Annotated in this window: 15 protein-coding genes; 10 read left to right on the top strand and 5 right to left on the bottom strand. The window is 43.5% G+C overall.

Features of this window, described 5'->3' with window-relative positions; translation table 11 throughout:
- Positions 1-211 precede the first annotated feature (211 nt).
- A complete protein-coding gene (locus tag Q8W40_RS20215; protein WP_305399768.1) occupies positions 212-1,000 on the top strand; it encodes an EAL domain-containing protein in 789 nt (262 codons plus the stop codon).
- Here the strand turns inward: Q8W40_RS20215 and Q8W40_RS20210 are convergent.
- The 4 genes from Q8W40_RS20210 to Q8W40_RS20195 form a co-directional block, all read right to left on the bottom strand.
- A complete protein-coding gene (locus tag Q8W40_RS20210) occupies positions 957-1,892 on the bottom strand; it encodes a DMT family transporter (protein WP_305399766.1) in 936 nt (311 codons plus the stop codon). The two genes, Q8W40_RS20215 and Q8W40_RS20210, sit on opposite strands and share 44 nt — an antisense overlap.
- Before the next feature lie 323 nt (positions 1,893-2,215).
- Complete coding sequence (locus Q8W40_RS20205) at positions 2,216-2,965, bottom strand: DsbA family protein (protein WP_305399764.1); 750 nt, start codon at positions 2,963-2,965, stop codon at positions 2,216-2,218.
- Between the two features lie 11 nt (positions 2,966-2,976).
- A complete protein-coding gene (locus Q8W40_RS20200) occupies positions 2,977-3,462 on the bottom strand; it encodes a protein disulfide oxidoreductase (RefSeq protein ID WP_305399762.1) in 486 nt (161 codons plus the stop codon).
- Positions 3,463-3,466: 4 nt separating this feature from the next.
- On the bottom strand, positions 3,467-5,539 hold the full coding sequence (locus Q8W40_RS20195; RefSeq protein WP_305399760.1) for a protein-disulfide reductase DsbD family protein: 2,073 nt from the start codon (positions 5,537-5,539) through the stop codon (positions 3,467-3,469).
- An 875-nt stretch (positions 5,540-6,414) separates the two neighbouring features.
- Here Q8W40_RS20195 and cspE point away from each other — a divergent pair.
- On the top strand, positions 6,415-6,624 hold the full coding sequence (gene cspE, locus Q8W40_RS20190) for a transcription antiterminator/RNA stability regulator CspE (protein WP_004402847.1): 210 nt from the start codon (positions 6,415-6,417) through the stop codon (positions 6,622-6,624).
- Between the two features lie 251 nt (positions 6,625-6,875).
- Here cspE and Q8W40_RS20185 read toward each other — a convergent pair whose 3' ends face one another.
- Complete coding sequence (locus tag Q8W40_RS20185) at positions 6,876-7,619, bottom strand: flagellar brake protein (RefSeq protein ID WP_370693410.1); 744 nt, start codon at positions 7,617-7,619, stop codon at positions 6,876-6,878.
- 365 nt (positions 7,620-7,984) lie between these two features.
- Here Q8W40_RS20185 and Q8W40_RS20180 point away from each other — a divergent pair, with 365 nt between their 5' ends.
- From Q8W40_RS20180 to Q8W40_RS20145, 8 genes are all read left to right on the top strand, one after another.
- The gene (locus tag Q8W40_RS20180) at positions 7,985-8,986 is read left to right on the top strand and encodes a phosphotransferase (RefSeq protein ID WP_305399746.1); all 1,002 of its coding nucleotides are present in this window, start codon (positions 7,985-7,987) and stop codon (positions 8,984-8,986) included.
- A 323-nt stretch (positions 8,987-9,309) separates the two neighbouring features.
- Entirely contained in the window at positions 9,310-10,812 is a 1,503-nt protein-coding gene (gene zwf / locus Q8W40_RS20175; RefSeq protein WP_305399744.1) for a glucose-6-phosphate dehydrogenase, read from the top strand.
- Complete coding sequence (gene pgl / locus Q8W40_RS20170) at positions 10,809-11,525, top strand: 6-phosphogluconolactonase (protein WP_305399742.1); 717 nt, start codon at positions 10,809-10,811, stop codon at positions 11,523-11,525. The genes zwf and pgl overlap by 4 nt, the downstream gene beginning before the upstream one ends.
- Before the next feature lie 20 nt (positions 11,526-11,545).
- On the top strand, positions 11,546-12,994 hold the full coding sequence (gene gnd / locus Q8W40_RS20165) for a decarboxylating NADP(+)-dependent phosphogluconate dehydrogenase (protein WP_305399740.1): 1,449 nt from the start codon (positions 11,546-11,548) through the stop codon (positions 12,992-12,994).
- A 171-nt stretch (positions 12,995-13,165) separates the two neighbouring features.
- Positions 13,166-13,996: an AraC family transcriptional regulator gene (locus Q8W40_RS20160; protein ID WP_305399738.1), complete on the top strand. Its 831-nt coding sequence runs from the start codon at positions 13,166-13,168 to the stop codon at positions 13,994-13,996.
- A 49-nt stretch (positions 13,997-14,045) separates the two neighbouring features.
- Positions 14,046-14,648, top strand: coding sequence for a LysE family translocator (locus Q8W40_RS20155; RefSeq protein WP_305399736.1), 603 nt, complete (start codon positions 14,046-14,048; stop codon positions 14,646-14,648).
- A 434-nt stretch (positions 14,649-15,082) separates the two neighbouring features.
- The gene (locus tag Q8W40_RS20150; protein WP_263422461.1) at positions 15,083-15,214 is read left to right on the top strand and encodes a hypothetical protein; all 132 of its coding nucleotides are present in this window, start codon (positions 15,083-15,085) and stop codon (positions 15,212-15,214) included.
- A gap of 229 nt (positions 15,215-15,443) precedes the next feature.
- Positions 15,444-16,445 carry a metal-dependent hydrolase gene (locus Q8W40_RS20145; RefSeq protein WP_305399733.1) on the top strand — a complete coding sequence of 334 codons (1,002 nt, stop codon included), beginning with the start codon at positions 15,444-15,446 and terminating at the stop codon, positions 16,443-16,445.
- Positions 16,446-16,504: the final 59 nt, after the last annotated feature.

Below are 16,504 nucleotides of genomic sequence, written 5' to 3'. Positions count from 1 at the left end.
GATGATGTTGGAAATATATGTTTTTACAATTAATATTGTCTCAAAAGTGCGAATTACGTCTGTTAGGTCGCATATAAACTGGATTTGAGGCAAAACGGTTTGCTTCGCGACTCCACACTGCTTATGTTAATAAGCAAGAGTTCTAGGGTGAACTCATCAGAGCAGTAGCTCTTTAAAGATGTGGTAGTCCAAGCTATAGGGTAGTCGCTAAATGGGCATAGATGTAAAACAATCTGCTGTTGAAATGCGTTTCCAGAACGGAAAAAGTTCTGCGACCCCGCTACCGCAAGACTTTGTTGAACCAGACACTCCTCGTTTTCAATTTAAAAACGAAATCATTGTTAGTGAAAGCAAGAAGTTACTGGCCAGTGAGTTGCTTCTTTCTCAGGAAGATGCCTCTATCCACACCACATTCATGAAAGGTGAGCTAGGCAAACGTCTTGCCAAAGATATTCTTGAACAACAACTTCATTTCCTGATATCTGTTAATCCTGCTTCTTTCCCATTCGAGTGTTTGTTCCTGAATGTGGAAAGACATGCCCTAAGTAATAGAAAAACCATTAACCTTCTTATCGCCGTCCACTCTCATCTAAAGTGCTATGGAAAAGCGTTAGTTGTTGAAACAACCGAGCGCCAATATTCGATAGAAGGAAAAGACTACCTCAAAGGTGTGGCCAAACTGAAAGAAGTCGGGGTGAAAATCGCCTTGGATGACTATCAAGTTGGAGAAGATTTTAGAGATGACGAATTGAGCGCGGGTCTTTATGACTACGTGAAAGTCGACAATCCATTTTTTGATCTCAAATCAGGTATGAGCCATTCTTGCAAAAAACTAGACATCATCCTTCAGCAAAAATCCTCTAGTGATGCGAAATGGATTGTGGAAAGAGTAGAAGATCAGAACTCACTTAATCATCTTCTACCTTTTGCTTTTTGGGGTTATCAAGGCTACCTGTTCAATCCGATACAGGCACACTATCCTGAGTATTCTCTGTTCTAGTTTCCTGTTTGTTAACGCGTCTTTTGGTTCGCCATAAATTCAAGAAGTTCGGAAGAAGTGAAGCCAGTATCATCCCCAACATTAAGCCTATTTGTGTATGGCTATAGGTTTCATTCATCAATAAAACACCACCAGTAATTCCGGCAATAGGGTTGGCGATACCACTGAATGTGAACTCGACGATGGTCATTTTTCGGATTAACCAAACATACATCCCGTAAGCGACAGCCGTATTCAGAATAATTATCCAAGCGATTCCAAACCAATTGGTTGCGCTGATGTCTTGATTGGTAACCGTTTCAAAAGCAGAGGGTTCGAACAACCACTGAGCACCTGCGACAACCCCAAGTGCTGCGCCACCTATAATAAGCTGCCAACTTAACACTCCCCACCAGTGCATATCTTTTGACAGTTGTTGAGTCAGTGTACTGCCAATAATGATGCACCAAATCGCACAAAACATAGCAATCAAGCCGGTTGTACCCAGTTCGATCTGGCTTGGATCGAAAAGAAACCAAGCGAAACCCACCAAAGTAAAACCAGAAACGATTTGAATGCCTGAAGGCTTATTCTTAAACCACAACCATTGAAAAATCATGGCGAAAATTGGGACAGAGACCATTCCTACGCCAGATATCGCCGCTGGTAACGTGGCAGCCATAAGGAAAATCATGGCGAAAAATGCGCTTATATTCACTAAGGAAAGAATGACTAAAGGCTGCCACTGATTTCTTTTAGGCATGATGGGGCGAAGTGCCAATAAAAGAAGCCCAGCAGGAAGAGCACGAATAAAGCCCAGCAGTAATGGCGGCCATTCAGACAGAGTAAACTGTGTTACAGCATATGTGGTTCCCCAAAAAAAAGCAGGGATCATGGCGAGAAATATATTCATGCTAACTATGTCTATGTGAAGGTATGTGGGCAATGTACTCCAATTATAACTTAGTGTAAAGTATCTTTACATGAAGATAGTGTTTGTAAGTGAGCTTCTTACTGGCGCCTAGTTGTTCGATAGGGATTAGACGTATGAATAAAGAGAGAAAACTGTTCAGATGTTAGGTATTGGTTAGAAAGAGTGGGCAGTCAATCAAGGCTGCCCAATTTTCTGTAAAGAGCTGAACTTATACAGAGCTGAGTTTATACAGAACTGAATTTATGTGGAGCTGAGGTTATATAGAAATAACCACTAAAGAAGTAAATTTGGGCTTCTCAATCCTAGTTCAATTCTTTTTGGACGGCTTTTTTAAGTTCACCGTAAGGCAGGAACCCTGGGATAATCTCATCGTTAATGATAAGTGCAGGGGTTCCACGTAAACCCAGCTGACCAAATGCTTGCATATTTCGAGATACGATGGATTGTTCTCGCTCACCCGTTTCTAAGTACTTTTCAGTACCTGTTTCTTTAGCGATACGGTTGAGTGATTCTGCATCGTGACGTGTCGGATGTGCAACTAAGAGCCTGTGAACTTCTGAAAACTTCTCGGGCTCTTTCTCCCAAACTTTTAACGCATAAAACGCAGAGTTTGTGTTGGTGCCACTGGCAATCTGCTGTTGTAGCGGCACATAGATGTTAACAACTTTTACGTTATCCATCTCTGTGAGTAACTTCGCCAAGCCAATTTCCAAGCGCTTACAATATGGGCAGTTATAGTCAGTAAAGTTAATGATGGTCAGAGCAGGGTTTTCTGCACCAGATTTGCTGTGTTCTGGTGCCTGCGTCAACCAATTTCTTTGTTCTTTCAGGGCGATTTCGACTTGCTTTAACTGGGTAACATAGGCTTCTAAGCTTTTGCTTAAGTCACCAATGATTTGAGGGTGTCCTTTCAATATGGCGTTGATTTGTGCCAATTGATTCGTTTGCTCTGGAGTTAATGAAACCGCCGCCTTACCTTCTTCTGCATAGCTTGGCATCGCCAAGCCAAACGCTAGCCCTAATCCACTAAGCCATTTTGTAACGTATGTCATTTTCTGGATCCTTATGCCAGCAGTAAACGTAGCCATAACCCCCAAGGAGTAGAAAATCCTGTGGTCATAGACTGAATTTCACCATCTTTGACGATGGCGATTGTAGGAGTGACTTGGGCTCGCCAGTACTGATTAATACTGCCCTCCAAATCATTAATTACTGTGAAGCTGTAATCGTTGTTCTTCATGTATTCGAGCAAGCGATCATCTTCGCCAGATGCCAAAGCAATAGAAACCACTTCGTAGTGATTGGACAAAATATCAATGCTCGGTGTTGTTAGGCTGCATACACCACACCAAGTAGCCCAGAAATAGACTAAGACAGGCTTATCGCGGCTTAACTCAGCCACATTGACGAAAGTACCATCAATGGCTTTTCCTTGAGTCATCGGCATGTCGTAGAAATCAACATGCTTGGTTCGCCACCAATCGAGTAGCCCAGTAATCAGAATAATAAGCAAGAGATAGCCCGTGAGGTTTCTTACTATTTTGAACATCAGTTTATTTTCCTCTTGCCAGATCGAGAGATTGTGAAATGGAATCTTGAGTCAGCAGTACCGGAAGGGCATTCCCCAGAGGTGCGTTGGGTCCGTATACCACATTAAGTGGTACGCCATATCGGCCGTGACTCATCAAAAATTCAGTAATAGCATTACTTGGTGTCGTCCAATCCCCTCGCATTAAAACGACGTCAGACGCTTGCATCAGCTCATACGCTGGGGGTTGCAGTATTGTTCCAATCTTGTTGGCTTTGCAGGTAATACACCAATCTGCGGTGACATCTACAAATACAAGCTTACCTTCCGCCACATGCTGCGCGATGGCTTGCGTATCTAATTCTTGCCATTGCAAATCATCGATAACGGGGGTTGCCCAATGCGATGAAAGTGACCCCGCTATCGCCATGCCTAATCCGGCCACTAGTAATGCCGAGCTACCGTAAATCGTGACGCTTCTGGCGCCATATTTTGAAACTAATACGATCAGCAAAAACACAAATGTAACGACACTGACCATTATGGTTGCAAATTGACCTAGGTGCGTAGAAAGCAGCGAAATTAGCCAGAAGGATGTTAAAGACATCATTAGAGCAAAAAGGATTTTTACGCGACTCATCCAAGCGCCGGGTTTTGGCAGTAACCCAATGGTTTTGGGGAATAAAGCGAACATAAACCAAGGAAAGGCTAAGCCGATACCCAAAAATGTAAATATGAGCAGAATGTCAAAAATATGGCTTCCTAACGCGAAAGCGACTGCGGTACCGAGGAACGGAGCACTACAAGGCGTGGCAAGTAATGTAGCGAAAGCACCTTGGAAAAATGGCTTCGACAGCCCTTTCCCCCTGTCACTAGCCAAAGTACTGGACCATCGGCTAGGGAGCTTGAACTCAAAAACGCCAAACAAATTCAAGCTAAAGCCCAAGGTGACAACAACTAGAAAGACCAAAAACCAAGGCTGCTGGAATTGGATCCCCCAGCCAATGGTATTACCTGTCCATTTAAGTGCTATAAGAGCGACCGCAAGTACCCAAAATGAAGAAATGATGCCGGCGGCTGAGGCGAGAAAGTGTGCTCTGTGCGACGCTGGTTTGTCGCCAGAAAGCAATACGCTATTTACCTTGATTCCAAGAACGGGGAGCACACATGGCATAACATTTAATATCAGCCCCCCTAAGAAAGCGAACCATAACATCAGTACTGTGTTCGGATTTTCAGCCTTAACATGCCCGATTGAATATGGTGCGGTTAATTCTTGCAGAAGTAAGTCGTCTCTTACCGTAATGCGTAGATTTTGATTGTTTAAATCAGGTTTCCCAAGCGTGTTCGAGACCGGAAAAATGGCGGTTAACTGGTTGTCGCGGATTGAAATAGTGGGTGCTTGAAAATGGTTATCTCCTGATTTCAATGTTTCTATAAATAGATTTGGACTATTCCAGCCTGTTTCGTTTTCCAAAGTCACATTGAGTCGCTGATTGGCTTCATCCCAAATGATGAGTGACACCTTCGCGCTGCCATAAGTAAGCGGAATTAACGACATTGCCTGATTGTGAAGCATCATGGTATCGCTGTTTGGCTGCAGCAATTCAGGATCAAAAGACAACTGGATAGGATAGTCGGTGAGAACGCAAATGTCGGTGCAACTGGGTAAAGTAAGCGTAGCGTTAATATCTGTAGCAGTTTGTGGGTTACTCAAAACGATATCTAAAGGAAATGCCACGTAGTCTTGATAACCCAAAACAGTTAAACCAAACTGCTGGTAGTAATTTGGGATTGGCCAATGCCATTGGATGTTTTCAATATTGGAGGCCGTCGAGTAATCGAGTGAGGGAGAAACACCACCTTCGCCAGGAGTGCGCCAGTAAGTTTTCCAGCTATCAGCCAACCTCACTTCCAACAATGCATGAACTGTCTTTGCGTTTACGTCTTGCGTACCAGTTAGTGATAATTTTACCGATACGGGTGGGTGCCTGTCATTTTGAAGCCAAGATGTTGTATGTGCCTCGCCATAAGAAGAAAGCGACACAATACAAATAATGAAAGCAAAAACGTATCGGAGTACAGGTAGTATTTTCAAAGCATGCCTTTTGGGGCTCATAGTAGTTGAGAATCTATAAGTCATTGAGATTCTATACCCAGTTAAAATATAAACAGGTTTCACCCGTTTACCCAATGCGAGATAACTATACTCAAGCCACCTCAAGATGCTAGGTTCAGCGAGAATTGCTTGGTTTTCAGGCAAGGTACCAATTTGCAGATCTAGTGGCTCTAAATCAAGAATTGGTTACGCAGCATGAAAACCAAGCAAACTCGCCCTTGGGAGCTCATCTTCTGTCCCATTTCATCGTCAAAGAACTTGGAAAGGACCCGTCATTCCACTTCGTTCTTTTCCTTGAACTGACACAGAAGATAGAGCTCTGAATCCTGCACCTTGAGGTGGTTTGAGTATATAATGTCGATTCGAAACCTACAGCAGCTGTTCTATTACCGACTTTTTGTGGCGAGAAAACACAGTCAGCTAAGTGGGCTATTCAGATATAAGACCTACTTGTTGTCAAAAATATTCCCAAAAATAAGAAAAAAATTTGAGTAAACAGTTAGTTCGGTAGAATGAGAATTGAGATCCTGCAACAATATTTTTATGAATCATGTGTGAATCTTGTCATTTTTGCTTACACATATCACAATCAAGGCGATTTTTTCCTGCTATCGGAAGAAAATCGTATACACCAGCAGGAAACTCGCGTAACTTGGTAGTTGGCCTGTATGCAGACCTATTTATTTGTTGTTCCTGACTCAAGAAGTCTTCTTAAACCTACTGTCTGACAGTCTGTTGTTGAAGTGTTTTCTTTTCGATGTTTAGACTCTTATAAGTAACTCTATCCGGCTGACTAACAATTATGGCGCGAAGGTCGCGCTGTGAGATACAAAGATACAATTTAGGAAATACCCATGTCTAAGACAACTGGCACAGTTAAGTGGTTTAACGAAGAAAAAGGTTTTGGCTTTATTACTCAAGAAGACGGTGGTGCAGACGTATTTGTTCACTTCCGTGCTATCACTGGTGACGGATTCAAAACACTTGCTGAAGGCCAAAAAGTATCGTTTGAAGTTGAGCAAGGCCAAAAAGGTCCTCAAGCTGCAAACGTTGAAAAAATCTAATTGAGTTTAGATTGATAGAATGCATCGCCCCGCTCTCTCACCCGAGGTAGCGGGGCGAATTCGTTTTATCGCTAGTAATAATTCGTAGAATTGTTCGTAATACAGGCTTAGGGTCTAGCTAGAACCTAAGCTTTTTCTGTTTTTTTAATCAGTAGAGATTGGTTGGAAAATACGGTTAACAACTGAACGCTAAAAACCAAGCACTAACGCTATTTTTGCCATCAACGTGTATGTGTACACGTTCTAAAAAACTAAGCTTTCAGAGCAAGCTTTGAGCCATCAAACTTCAAATGGCTTAGCAAAAGCTGCACACTCTTCTTACCTTTGTCATCAAACATCATTCCGTAGCGCGCGTAATGATGGGACTTCTGCATGTTACATATCTTGCCAGTAAGCTGAGGAAGGTCTACTTTCCCACGCGTCCGTTCCACTATGCTGATTTGTACAGGTTCTTCTATCTGGAATGTGCGTATCAAAGGGCTTGTGATGATACGGCATCCTCCTTTAGAAATATCCCTTACTTCACATTCCAAGCGCTGACCATTATAAAAAACAACAGCGGCGAGAGATACGTCATATCTGGGCTCTTTACGAAGTTGAAGTACTTTCATATTAGCTGGAATGGACAACATGATCATGCGAACGGGTTCGTTAACCATGTGCATGATTTGGCATCGGAAATAAATAAGCGCACCTTCACCACGTGGTGAAATCGCGCGAACATTTACCCAGAAACCTTCCTGAAAAAAGTATTCGTAATCTTCATCTGAGATATCAGGCGCGCCCAGCAATATATAATCTGTCCCGATGGTTCCTATGAAAGGTGTAATGCCTTTATAGTTGATACCTACGGGAGTAGAGATGTTAATGGTCACATCACTGCTGTGTTCAATCATTGCTAAAGCATCTGAGCTTTTAAGCGTTGTTTCAGCACCTTTGAAATTATCCGAATTGGTATTAACCTGTAGGTTTGCTGCCGCCGAGTTTTCCGCCATTGTAGTCCTTTTGACCTTCATTTGCCTCGTACTAAGTCATTGTAAGGCGATGATATATATACACACGACAGTCATTTAGTTTTTATGTGCTTTGATGCATTTAAAGTCGTGATTATTGCTCTGACATTATAAATTAACTTTTATAAATCGATTGTAATCGACGTTTCTGAATGTGAGCTGTGCGAATAAATATTCGCGTGATTGGAGCATACATTGATGTAAGGCTCAATAAATTGCATTAAACAGAATATGCTATATGAATCTAGTTTAGTAATGGCTTTCTCAATTGGCGAATTAAGCGTATTTAGGAGACAATAATAAGAACATTACATGCATTGAGTGGACTTAATGTTGGGAATAAGAAAATGAGTAAAGGGTATTTGGCACATGAACCCTCAAAAAAGCAGCTTATTCAGAAACTTTGGGGTGATTTCGGACGACTCGAACGTTGGTTTCTGAGCCCAAATGGCAACAGTGATGATGTTGGGCAGAGTGAAAATGCTAAAAGTGTTATTGCTAAATGGATAGAATTGCCCGAAACACTCGCACATCCAAAAGGCTGGAATACAGAACGATCTACCGATAGAAAGCTAAAATCTTACATTGTAGAAGCCAATTGGTATTTGAAGTTCTCCACTCAACAAGATCCAAGATGCCTCATGCCTATTGGGTTGGAAGTCAATCCCACTCCCACACAATACGTGATTGTTATGTCCGACTTGCGTGATTACGGGCTAACCGAGGTTGTTAAGCAGTCAGATATTAGGCACTGGAAGCTTTGCCTCAAGTGGTTAGCGAATTTTCATGCGAAGTATTTGAGCGTAAGCCACCTCAATTCCGGTCAGGACGAAGCCTTATGGGCGCAAGGGACCTACTGGCATTTGGACACCCGCCCTGATGAATTTCAAGCAATGGCGACAAGTGAATTTAAAACACACGCGAAAGCATTCGATTCGGCATTGAAATCGGCACCTTTTCCGACATTGGTTCATGGTGATGCCAAGCTGGCGAACTTCTGTTTTTCAGCCAATATGGATTCTGTTGGTGCCGTAGACTTTCAATATGTAGGGGAAGGGTGTGCAATGAAAGATGTCATGCTTTTCATTAGTAGTTGTGTGCCTATTGAAGAAGCCCAAAATGCTGAAAAGCTGTTGTTAGATTACTACTTTTCCCAATTCGAAGAAGCCATGTCGTTTTATCGTCCAGAACAAAATGCAAAGTTGATCATTGAAAGCTGGGAACCCTTTTATTATGTGGCTTGGGCAGATTTTCTAAGGTTTCTCTATGGTTGGAGTCCAGAACACTGGAAGATCAATGAATATTCACTTTCATGTGCTACAAAAGGGCTTGAATACATCGTGAAGTAACGAATATTAAGGAATACCTTATTTCTAATCGATCCCTCTGTTTTTGTTGTTAATGATAATTATTATTGTTTGTGATGTTGTAAACGTTACAGAAATTTTGTAGTTTTTCTCAACAAATTTGAAATAGGTAAGTTTTTGGGATGCGCATCGTAGTTAGCTGATGTAAAGTAGCACGCTGTTTTAGCTCAGTTGAACACTAAGTAGCCCATAGCTCTTACCTCTCGGACTGATAGTTAACACCTATTGTTAATTTACCTGAGACATTGATAGGGTCTGTTAACTCTAGTTATGTCTCAATGAAAACCCCTCTTTAAGGAAAGATGATGGTAATACCTGAAAACAGCTGCATCGTTATCTTCGGTGCCTCTGGCGATTTGACTTACCGCAAGCTGATCCCCGCGCTATACCATTTATACGCGAGCAAACAGCTTCCAGAATCCTTTGCGATTTTAGGCGTCAGCCGCACTGAATACAGTGATGAATCTTATCGCGACAAGTTGAAACGCTCACTTCAGGAAATGGAAAAAACGGAACCTGAAACGTTAGATGCGTTTATTAACTACCTACATTACCAAGCGATAAACACTTCCGACACCGCCGATTACGCCAAACTGGTTACCCGCTTAGATGAACTCTCTGAAAGCTATCAGTTTGAACAAAGCAATACACTCTTCTATTTAGCAACGCCACCAAGCCTTTACAGCGTGATTCCAGCCAGTCTAGCGGCACATGGCTTGAACGATGAAAGCGAAGGCTGGAAACGTCTGATCATCGAAAAGCCATTTGGTTATGATTTAGAATCTGCGCAGAAGCTAGATAAAGAAATTCATGAGCATTTTCAGGAACATCAGATTTACCGTATCGACCATTACTTAGGTAAAGAAACGGTGCAAAACTTGTTAGTGTTCCGCTTTTCTAACGCCATGTTTGAGCCATTGTGGAACCGTAACTTTATTGATTACGTGGAAATCACAGGTGCTGAATTCTTGGGTGTGGAAGAACGTGGTGGCTACTACGACGGATCAGGTGCTGTACGTGATATGTTCCAAAACCACTTGCTACAAGTATTGGCAATGGTTGGTATGGAGCCCCCAGCTCAAATCAATGCAGACTCAATGCGTGATGAAGTAGTGAAAGTTCTTCAGTGCTTGAAACCGTTAGAAGAAAATGATCTTCGCAACAATCTAGTAATGGGTCAGTACACAGGTTCTGATGTGCGTGGTGAATTCCTTCCTGGGTATCGTGAAGAGACAGGTGTTGCAGAAGAGTCACGCACTGAAACTTACGTAGGATTGAAAGCATACATCAACAACTGGCGTTGGAATGGTGTGCCGTTTTACGTTCGTACAGGTAAGCGCTTACCAACACGTGTAACCGAAGTAGTCATTCACTTCAAACGCACACCGCACCCAGTATTTGGTTTGGATGCCCCAGAAAACAAGCTGATCATTCGTATTCAGCCTGATGAAGGCATTCAAATGAGCTTCGGCCTAAAAGAGCCGGGTGCTGGCTTCCATGCGAAAGAAGTGAAAATGAACTTCCACTACGCTTCTCTTGAAGAAACTCAGATGCTAACTGCTTATGAACGTTTACTTCTGGACTCGCTTAATGGCGACGCGACGCTATTTGCTCGTAGTGATGCAGTAGAAGCGTGTTGGAAGTACGTACAGCCGATTCTGGACTTCAAGCAAGATCCTCAATCACTGTTTGGCTACGCCTGTGGAACATGGGGACCTATTGAGTCTGATAAGCTACTTCAGCGTGATGGACGTGCATGGCGTTTCCCTTGTAAGAACCTTACTGACACGGATTACTGCGAATTATGATCAATCATAAGATCTTTCAAACTGCGGATCAGGTAGTAGAAAGCCTAGCGAACGACCTGAAAAGGTATAGCGAGCAAGGTAAGCCTGTTCACATTTCTTTGTCTGGTGGTAGCACCCCAAAAATGTTGTTCAAGCTCCTGGCTACAGAGGCTTACGCAACCGCTATTCAATGGAAAAACCTGCATTTTTGGTGGGGAGATGAGCGTTGTGTTGCTCCTGAAGATGCGGAAAGCAATTACGGTGAAGCGAACACGTTATTGTTTAGCCAAATTGAAATTCCAGCAGAAAATATTCACCGTATCCGCGGTGAAAACGAACCAAAAGCAGAAGCTGAGCGCTTTGCCAATGAAATGGCTGAAGTGATCCCAACTGAAAACGGCACGCCAGTTTTTGATTGGATCCTGCTTGGTGTGGGCGCTGATGGCCATACGGCCTCGTTGTTCCCAGAGAAAACAAATTACAACGATGAGAACCTATCTGTTTTGGCTTCTCATCCAGAATCCGGTCAAATCCGCGTGTCGAAAACAGCCAAAGTGCTGGAAGCGGCAAGACGCATCAGCTACCTAGTATTGGGTGCTGGTAAGATCGAGATTGTACACGAAATTCACACTACTCCTGCGGAAGCATTGCCTTATCCGGCAGCGAAAATCCAGTCCAAAATGGGCGAAACGGAGTGGTACTTAGATTCAGACGCAGCAAGTAAAATTGCCTGATCGATTAATGGAGATGAATAATGAAAGGTGATATCGGTGTTATTGGCCTAGCAGTAATGGGCCAGAACCTTATCCTAAACATGAACGACCACGGTTTTAAAGTGGTTGCTCACAACCGTACTGCTGCGAAGGTAGACGAGTTCCTAGAAGGCCCGGCGAAAGGCACAAATATTGTTGGTGCATACTCTCTAGAAGAGCTAGTAGAAAAGCTAGAAGCACCACGTAAAGTGATGCTAATGGTTCGTGCTGGTGACGTTGTAGACACGTTCATCGAAAACCTAATCCCACTTTTAGACGAAGGCGACATCATCATCGATGGTGGTAATACTAACTACCCAGATACAAACCGTCGTGTAGCGCATTGTCGCGAGAAAGGCATCCACTTCATCGGTACTGGTGTATCTGGTGGTGAAGAAGGTGCACGCTTTGGTCCTTCAATCATGCCAGGCGGTGCGCCTGAAGCTTGGGAAGCGGTTAAGCCAATCTTCCAAGGTATCTCTGCAAAAACTGACGCTGGTGAGCCTTGCTGTGACTGGGTTGGTAACGATGGTGCGGGTCACTTCGTTAAGATGGTACACAACGGTATCGAATACGGTGACATGCAGCTTATCACTGAAGCATACCAGTTCATGAAAGACGGTCTTGGTCTTTCAGCTGACGAAATGCAAGCCGTATTTGCTGATTGGAACAAGACTGAGCTAGACAGCTACCTAGTTGAAATCACAGCTGACATCCTTGGCTACAAAGATGAAGACGGTGAAGCTCTTGTTGAGAAGATCCTAGACACAGCCGGTCAGAAAGGTACTGGTAAGTGGACGGGTATCAACGCACTAGACTTAGGTATTCCTCTAACGCTTATCTCTGAGTCTGTATTCTCTCGTTGCCTGTCTGCACTGAAAGACCAACGTGTTGAAGCTGAAAAACTGTTCGGTAAGACTATCGCTCCAGTTGAAGGCGACAAGAAAGAGTGGGTTGACGCACTTCGTCAAGCTCTACTGGCTTCAAAGATCATCTCTTACGCTCAAGGTTTCATGCTAATGCGTGAAGCGTCGGACGAAAACGGTTGGGATCTAAACTACGGTAACGTAGCACTAATGTGGCGTGGTGGTTGTATCATCCGCAGCGCATTCCTAGGCAACATCCGTGATGCGTACGAAGCAAACCCAGACATCGCGTTCCTAGGTTCTGACGAGTACTTCAAAAACATCCTACAAAACAGCCTAGCAGCATGGCGTAAAGTAGCAGCGAAATCTCTAGAGTCTGGTATCCCAATGCCATGTACGATTTCTGCGCTATCTTTCCTAGACGGTTACACAACTGCACGTCTACCAGCTAACCTGCTTCAAGCTCAACGTGACTACTTCGGTGCTCACACTTACGAGCGTATCGACCGTGAGCGTGGTGAATTCTTCCACACGAACTGGACAGGTACAGGCGGCGACACTGCTTCTACAACTTACGACGTTTAATTACCTCGTAATCCAAATACAAAGGGTGCCAATTGGCACCCTTTTTTGTCGCTCAGAGAAATTGGAGTACAGTATCGTTACCAGCTAATATGAAAACGAGCAATTTTGTTCAATCTCAATGCTCATTGATGCCCTATTCTTAACTCATTCAGGACGAATCGGAAATTGACCATGCAGGATAAAAATCAATTCCATTACCAAGGGAATCAGAGCATTGAGGGGTTATTGCTACTCACAGCAAACATGAGTGATTTTACCTACGACAAACATGCTCACGAAGAATACTCGTTTGGTGTGACCTTAAAAGGGCGACAAGACTTTTTCTGCCGAACTCAATTCCACCAAAGCCCAGCGGGTGGAGTGATTGTATTCAACCCAGAAGACGTACACGATGGGCGATCTGGCGGCTCGGACGATCTCGAATACATCATGTTGTATGTTCACCCGAACCAATTGGAACCCTATTTCCGAACCGTTGGGGTGAGCCAACCTTCAAATGTGAGAGTCGAAAAAACGCTCATGGACGACGGTGTATTTCGCCAGCAAGTGATCACAATGTCACAATGGATTCATTCAGAATCCGTATCCAAAGTCGAATATGATGCCGGTCTATTGGAAATGGCACATTCCATTGCTCGCTTGAGTGGCAATTCTCCAATACTGACTAGTGATGGCAACCGAAAAGAGTCGCTCGTAAAGCGTGCAAAAGACTTTATACATGAGCATGCTGCGTTAGACATTTCTGTTGATGACATCAGCGTTGCTGCCAGCATGTCTAAATATCATTTGATAAGAGCATTTAAAGCACAATACGGCATCACGCCACATCAATATGTTTTAAGTTGCCGCGTGAATCTCGCTCGAAAATCGCTGGAATTAGGGCAAACCGCAACCGATATTGCCCATATCGCTGGGTTTTCTGACAGCAGTCATTTTAATCGCAGGTTTAAACGAGTCTATGGGATGACTCCCGCGCAATACCAAAAGCAGCGCCTCTCCTAATTAAACGCATTCGCTTTTAATCAATAAAATCACTCAAGAGTATAATTTGATGCTAGAAATCTTCGCCTACGCCATAGGGGTCATGTACACGCCTGGACCGGTTAATTTACTGGGCTTAAACGGTGGTCTGCAAAGCAATACAAAACGATACCTTAGCTTTTTTGCCGGAGTCGGCATGGCTATGTTTATCTTATTTGTATCAATCAGCTGGGCTGGAAAAGCGTTAATTCCTACTCACTGGTTGCCTTACATTGCCTTGATAGGGTGCAGCTATATTTTATACATTGCGTGGAAGCTACACACCAGCGATGTCAACTCACTTGATGTCGGTGATAAAACCGAGAAGATACTTAGCTTTAAGGATGGGGTACTCATTCAGCTGCTCAACCCTAAGGGGCCAGCAGTGGTGTTGCCTGTTGCGGCGGTGCAATTTCCGGCGAACGGTATTGTAGGCATGGAAGCGGTGCTTTGGTCGGGTATTCTCGCTGTTTTGGCATTTGGCGCCCCAACATCTTATTCCCTACTCGGAGAAGTGTTAGGGCACAAGCTCAAGAACCCTAAAGTTTTTTCAGCGTTCAACCGAATCTTGGCGTGGTTGCTTGTTGCAGTGGCTTTCAGTTTAGGATTTGAAACTATCTATATACCCAAGTAACCCCAAGATGCTAGGTTCAGCGAGAGTTAACTGGCTTTCAGGCAAGGCATCGATTGGTAGATCTAGTGGTTCTAAATCAAGAATCGATAACGCAGTATGGAAGTCAGTTAAACTCGCCCTTGGGAGCCCATATTCTGCCCCACTTCATCGTCTAAGAACTTGGAAAGGACTCGTTATTCCGCTGCGTTCCTGATATTGACGTAGAAAGGCTTGAATTGAAACAGAATATGAGGCTCTGAATCCTGCACCTTGAGGTCACTTGGGTATCCCCCCATTTTTGGATCTACTTCATGAAGCTCTTCTCGAACACGATTTCTAACAAAGGATTACATAAATTTGATTGAATATTGAGCATAAAGTCATTAATATCTGCGGCTTGATTACGCTAGGTGAATAATTTCGAGCGTAATGATTCATGCAGTTTGAGGTTCAAGATGTTCAATAAGTACTATGTATTCGTTCCAAGTGAATTGGAAAATGAAAGCAAAAACAATAATAACGCGTCATGCGAAAAAGAAGCTCAACGTCAGGCATTAGTGAAGCAAGCTCAAGAAGAAGCGATCTAACCCGATACGGTTTTAGACTCGCCAATCCATTGCGACACATTTATTTAAAAAGCCTCGAAGACCATATTGATCTTCGAGGCTTTTTTGTGTGTCCATAATGCGTTTTGATGAATTAGATTAGCGAACAGGCTCATTCCCTTTTACACTGAAATCAAAGCACTTTTGATGATCTCGGTATTACGTAATACAGTATAACTGTGTTCGGCTAAACCCAATTTGAGAGTATTTGATGGATCCTTTAACACAGGGCTTACTAGGCGCTTCCTTGCCTCAGTCGGTGAGCAAAAAACAAAATGTGGTTGTCGCTGGGGTTTTAGGGCTGCTTGCAGGAATGGCTCCCGATTTGGATGTGCTCATTCGTTCATCGACCGACCCACTGTTGTATTTGGAATTCCATCGGCAGTTCACTCATTCCCTCCTGTTTATCCCAATTGGAAGCTTAATCTGTGCCTTGGTTTTGCATCCGCTTATCTCAAAAAGGCGCGGGCTTTCTTTTAAACAAAGTTGGCTTTTTTGTGCATTAGGTTATGGCACTCATGCGCTGCTGGATTCCTGTACCAGTTATGGCACTCAGCTGTTTTGGCCACTCAGCAATGCACGTTTTGCGTGGAATACGGTATCTATTATTGATCCTGCCTTCACTCTTCCAATATTGGTGTTGCTTGTATTTGCGGCGTTGAAACGAAACCCAATGTTCGCTCGTATCGCGTTTCTTTGGGCGCTTACCTATCTCACATTAGGAATGATTCAAAGAGACAGAGCTGAAGAAGCCGGGTGGCAATTGGCGAAAGAGAGGCAGCATTCGCCGATTAAGCTGGAAGCCAAACCGAGCTTCGCGAATCTTTTACTTTGGAAGGTGGTCTATGAGACCGAGGACCATTTCTACGTAGATGCTGTAAGGGTGGGAACATCGGTGAAAACCTATCCCGGCGAATTCACTAAAAAGTTAAATGTAAGCCGAGATTTTCCTTGGCTCGCCCCCGATTCGCAGCAAGCCAAAGACATCGAACGTTTTCGCTGGTTTTCTAATGGGTATATCGCTCAAGACCCTACCGATGAGCTGCGCATTATTGATGTACGTTATTCCGTAGTACCAAACCAACTTAACGCACTTTGGAGTATCAAACTATCACCCACCGCGCCCGTGGAGGCTCACGTAGAGTACGCCACACACCGAGACAACTCACCGGCTTCAAGAGACAAGTATTTTAATATGCTTTTTGATTATTGATTGGGTCTTGAGAAAGCCTCACTAGATTCAACTAAGTTGGGCGTATTTATCTACTTAAC

Source organism: Vibrio penaeicida (genome assembly GCF_030689305.1).
In the GTDB taxonomy this organism is placed as follows: Bacteria; Pseudomonadota; Gammaproteobacteria; order Enterobacterales; family Vibrionaceae; genus Vibrio; species Vibrio penaeicida_B.
This window is presented reverse-complemented; position numbering and strand designations above follow the sequence as displayed.

Coding starts and splice junctions, on each gene's coding strand:
- Q8W40_RS20215 (WP_305399768.1), top strand. CDS start 212: ATGGGCATAGATGTAAAACAATCTGCTGTTGAAATGCGTTTCCAGAAC.
- Q8W40_RS20210 (WP_305399766.1), bottom strand. CDS start 1,892: ATGAATATATTTCTCGCCATGATCCCTGCTTTTTTTTGGGGAACCACA.
- Q8W40_RS20205 (WP_305399764.1), bottom strand. CDS start 2,965: ATGACATACGTTACAAAATGGCTTAGTGGATTAGGGCTAGCGTTTGGC.
- Q8W40_RS20200 (WP_305399762.1), bottom strand. CDS start 3,462: ATGTTCAAAATAGTAAGAAACCTCACGGGCTATCTCTTGCTTATTATT.
- cspE (WP_004402847.1), top strand. CDS start 6,415: ATGTCTAAGACAACTGGCACAGTTAAGTGGTTTAACGAAGAAAAAGGT.
- Q8W40_RS20185 (WP_370693410.1), bottom strand. CDS start 7,619: ATGGCGGAAAACTCGGCGGCAGCAAACCTACAGGTTAATACCAATTCG.
- Q8W40_RS20180 (WP_305399746.1), top strand. CDS start 7,985: ATGAGTAAAGGGTATTTGGCACATGAACCCTCAAAAAAGCAGCTTATT.
- zwf (WP_305399744.1), top strand. CDS start 9,310: ATGGTAATACCTGAAAACAGCTGCATCGTTATCTTCGGTGCCTCTGGC.
- pgl (WP_305399742.1), top strand. CDS start 10,809: ATGATCAATCATAAGATCTTTCAAACTGCGGATCAGGTAGTAGAAAGC.
- gnd (WP_305399740.1), top strand. CDS start 11,546: ATGAAAGGTGATATCGGTGTTATTGGCCTAGCAGTAATGGGCCAGAAC.
- Q8W40_RS20160 (WP_305399738.1), top strand. CDS start 13,166: ATGCAGGATAAAAATCAATTCCATTACCAAGGGAATCAGAGCATTGAG.
- Q8W40_RS20155 (WP_305399736.1), top strand. CDS start 14,046: ATGCTAGAAATCTTCGCCTACGCCATAGGGGTCATGTACACGCCTGGA.
- Q8W40_RS20150 (WP_263422461.1), top strand. CDS start 15,083: ATGTTCAATAAGTACTATGTATTCGTTCCAAGTGAATTGGAAAATGAA.
- Q8W40_RS20145 (WP_305399733.1), top strand. CDS start 15,444: ATGGATCCTTTAACACAGGGCTTACTAGGCGCTTCCTTGCCTCAGTCG.